We start from the raw sequence: 3,451 nt of genomic DNA, 5'->3' as shown, positions 1-3,451 counted from the left end.
CCTCGCCGGCCGCGTACACGCCCGGCAGCACCTCGCCGTCCGGCCGCAGCACCCGGGAGTCCAGGTAGGTCTCCAGTCCGCCCAGCGACTTGCGGCCGCCGCAAGGGCCGAGGCCCGCTTCGGCGCCGGCGGCACCGACCACCTCACCGGCTACGGCGCCCGTCAGGTGCTGGACGGGCACCCGGCCCGGCTGGCCGACCTCATCCGGGCCGGCCGGCCGCGCGAACTCCTGCCCCCGGTCGTCGCGCTGGCCGGCGCCGACCGGGCGGCCGCGGGCGTCCTGACCGGCACGCTGCGCACCCCGCTCACCGTGCTCAGGGCGGCCCACCGGCTCTCCCGGGTCCGCTACGCCGAGGCGCTGGACGAGGCGGCGGCCAAGCTGACCGCCCGCCACGTCCCGGACGGCGCGGGCACGGCGGGGGCCCGCTCGGCCGTCGACCTCGCCTGGTGCGTGCCCGGCCCGGCCGCCCGCTGGCTCTCCGACGAAGCGCTCTCCGCGGTCGCGCTGCGGCTCCGTCTGGCCGCGCGCAGACCGGCGCCCGAGGAGCACCCCGGCGCGCACCGCGCCCGGCACGCCCTCTACCGGCAGGCGCACTCCTTCCGCACGATCGTGCAGGCCGCCGAACAGCCCGGCCAGCGGCTGCACGCGCCCTTCCTCGACAACCAGGTGGTGCGCGCCGCCCGGCTGCTGCCCGACGACGTCCGCCTCCAGCCCGGCGCCCGGCACGCCCTCCTGCACGCCGTCCTCACCGGCGCGGGCCGCACCGACCTGCCCTCCGACTGGGGCCGGGGGCCCCGTCCCGACCGCACCGCCCCCGCCCGCGCCGGCCTGCGCCTCGCCGCCGACGGCCTCGCCGAGCTCTTCGACTCCCCGCTGCTCGCCGAAGCCGGCCTCATCGACCTTCGCGCCGTCCGCGCCGGTCTGGCCCGCTCCGCCGACCCCGGGAGCCCGCTCCCGCCCTCCGACCTCGCCGGCCTCGCCGACCTCGTCTCCACCGAACTCTGGCTCCGCCGCGTCCGCGCCCGCCGCCACGGTGCCTGCTGGACCGGCCTGCCCAGCCCCCGCCAACCCGCCCTCACCTCCTGAACCCCCGCCGCCGCGGCACCCGCCTCCTGCGGCGCGGTTGCCGGGCGCCGGTCGGCGGGGCGGTGATGATGGCGGGGATGTGGATCCGGGGTGTGGATCCGGGGTGAGGAGGAGGCACGGTGACCGGTGGGAGCGCGGGGCGGGAGGTGCCGGTCGTGCTGTCGGTGCTCGGGCGTCCGCCGGCGGGGCGCCCGCCGGGGGTGCTGGCGGCCTGCGACGGGTCGGACGGGTCGCTGTGGGCGCTGGACCGGGCGATGACGGAGGCCGAGCTGTTCGACCTGCCGCTGTACGTGCTCGCCGTGGTCAACCCGGCGCCGGCCGGCTACCCGCCGGGGATGGCGGAGCTGGTGCAGGAGAGCGTGGAGACGCTGGTCGAGAGCATGGCGGACGGGCTGCGCCGCTCGGTGGCGGCGGTGCAGCGCCAGCGCCCGGCGCCGTACGCGGGGGAGCTGTCGCTGCACGTGGTGCTGGGCAACGCGATCGAGGTGCTGCTGGAGGCGGCGCCCCGGCAGCACACGCTGGTGATCGGCACCCGGGGCAACGGCGGGTTCTCCCGGCTGCTGATGGGTTCGGTGAGCTCGGCGGTCGTGCACCACGCGGCCTGCCCGGTGCTGGTGGTCCCGGCGCCGCCCGCGGTCTGAGCGGCGGGACGGGTGTCCGCGGGGTGCCGGGAATGTACCGAGATGGTTCACCGTTCACCCATCTCGTACCCATCTGACGAGACGCCCCCTGGAGCCCCCTGCATGAAGGTCGAGATCTGGAGCGACATCGCCTGCCCCTGGTGCTACATCGGCAAGCGCCGGTTCGAGCAGGCGCTGGCGGACTTCCCGGGCAAGGAGCGGGTCGAGGTCGTCTACCGCCCGTACCAGCTGGTCCCGGACGCCCCCGCCACCGCGAGCCCGCACCGCGCCTGGCTGGCCGAGCGCTACGGCCCGCAGTCGGTGGCGATGGACGCCCGGGTGGCCGAGCTGGGCCTCGCCGAGGGCATCACGTACGACTTCGACGCCGCCCTGCACGCCAACACCTTCCTGGGCCACCGGCTGCTGCACCTCGCCGAGGCCGAGTACGGCCCGGCCGTCCAGGGGCGGCTGAAGGAGGCGCTGCTGAAGGCGCACTTCACCGACGGCGTCGACGTCGGCGACCGCGCCGCCCTGACCGACGTCGCCGTGTCGGCAGGGCTGGAGCGGGCCCGGGTGACCGCCTACCTGGCGGGCGACGAGGGCACCGCCGAGGTCGAGGCCCAGCTGGCCGAGGGCCGCGAGCTGGGCATCAGCGCCGTGCCGACCTTCGTCTTCGAGGGCAAGTGGGCCGTCCAGGGCGGCCAGGACGCCGCGACCTTCCGCAAGGTGCTGGAGCAGGTCGCCACCGAGATCGGCGAGCGCCGCCCCGCCCCGGTGCAGGTCGCCCCGGCCGGGGAGGCCTGCGCGGACGGCTCCTGCGCCATCTGACGCGGACCGCTGATCGGCCGGGCGCACGGCCGTGCGGACCGGAGGCCCGCTCCAGGGATCCTGGAGCGGGCCTCCGTCATGACCGCCCGGAGCGCGCCCGCGTCACGGGCACCGACCCGGGTCATGGGCACCGACCGCGTCACGAGCAGCGGAAGCGGGCCTGCGCCCAGTCCGCGACGTTCAGCGCCGACCAGATCCCGTTCACCGGTGTGACCATCAGCTTGACCGATTTCTGCCCCGCCAGCGGGACGTGCACCGGCACCGGGTCGTCGCCGACGGCCAGCGGGCCGGAGCGCCACAGGGTGGCGCCGTCCCCGCCCTCGACGGAGAAGACGACCCCGCCGGGCGAGAGCGTGGCGTCGTCCACCCCGGCCACCGCGTCGAAGGAGGTGCAGCTGCGGTTGAGGTCGATCACGGTGCCCGCCGGGGCGTGCACGGTGATCACGTGCGGGTGGTAGTCGCCGCCGATCCAGCCGCCGTCGCGCTGCCAGAACTTGTCGCTGCCCTTCTGCCGGATGCTCGGCTCGGGCGGCGGCACCCGGTTGTTGCCGGGCTTGAGCACCGGCAGCGAGTTGCCCCAGAAGTCGCTGAGCACCGGTGGTGTCGGCTTGGTGACGGTCGGGGTCGGCACCGGCGGAAGGGTGGGCGTCGGGACGACCGGCACGTCCGGCGTCGGCAGCGGCGGGAGGGTCGGCACGGTCACGACCGGTGGAGTGACGACCGGCTTCGGTGCCTTGGACGTGCTGGGCCCGGGCGTGGTGGGCTCCGGCGCCAGGGTGCCGGCGGGCTCCGGAGCCGGCGTGGACCTGGCGGCCGGCTTGCTCCGGCCGGGCCCTACGCTCGAATCGGACGCGGACCCAGCCGCGGCCGAACTCGACTCTGCGACAAGGTGGTTGGGCGATGACGGAGCAGGGCG

The 3,451-nt window shown here is 76.5% G+C and carries 4 protein-coding genes; 3 read left to right on the top strand and 1 reads right to left on the bottom strand.

Annotated features, from left to right (window positions below; translation table 11 throughout):
- From AB0E96_RS39715 to AB0E96_RS39705, 3 genes are all read left to right on the top strand, one after another.
- On the top strand, positions 1-1,087 hold a 1,087-nt coding region (locus AB0E96_RS39715), incomplete at its 5' end, for an asparagine synthase-related protein (RefSeq protein ID WP_359831526.1).
- Between the two features lie 119 nt (positions 1,088-1,206).
- On the top strand, positions 1,207-1,728 hold the full coding sequence (locus AB0E96_RS39710; protein WP_359831524.1) for a universal stress protein: 522 nt from the start codon (positions 1,207-1,209) through the stop codon (positions 1,726-1,728).
- Between the two features lie 102 nt (positions 1,729-1,830).
- Complete coding sequence (locus AB0E96_RS39705) at positions 1,831-2,535, top strand: DsbA family oxidoreductase (RefSeq protein WP_359831522.1); 705 nt, start codon at positions 1,831-1,833, stop codon at positions 2,533-2,535.
- A gap of 139 nt (positions 2,536-2,674) precedes the next feature.
- On the opposite strand, the gene AB0E96_RS39700 is transcribed toward AB0E96_RS39705, so the two are convergent.
- Positions 2,675-3,238: an NPCBM/NEW2 domain-containing protein gene (locus tag AB0E96_RS39700; RefSeq protein ID WP_359831520.1), complete on the bottom strand. Its 564-nt coding sequence runs from the start codon at positions 3,236-3,238 to the stop codon at positions 2,675-2,677.
- Positions 3,239-3,451: the final 213 nt, after the last annotated feature.

It is taken from the genome of Kitasatospora sp. NPDC036755 (assembly GCF_040636595.1).
Taxonomy (GTDB): Bacteria; Actinomycetota; Actinomycetes; order Streptomycetales; family Streptomycetaceae; genus Kitasatospora.
This window is presented reverse-complemented; position numbering and strand designations above follow the sequence as displayed.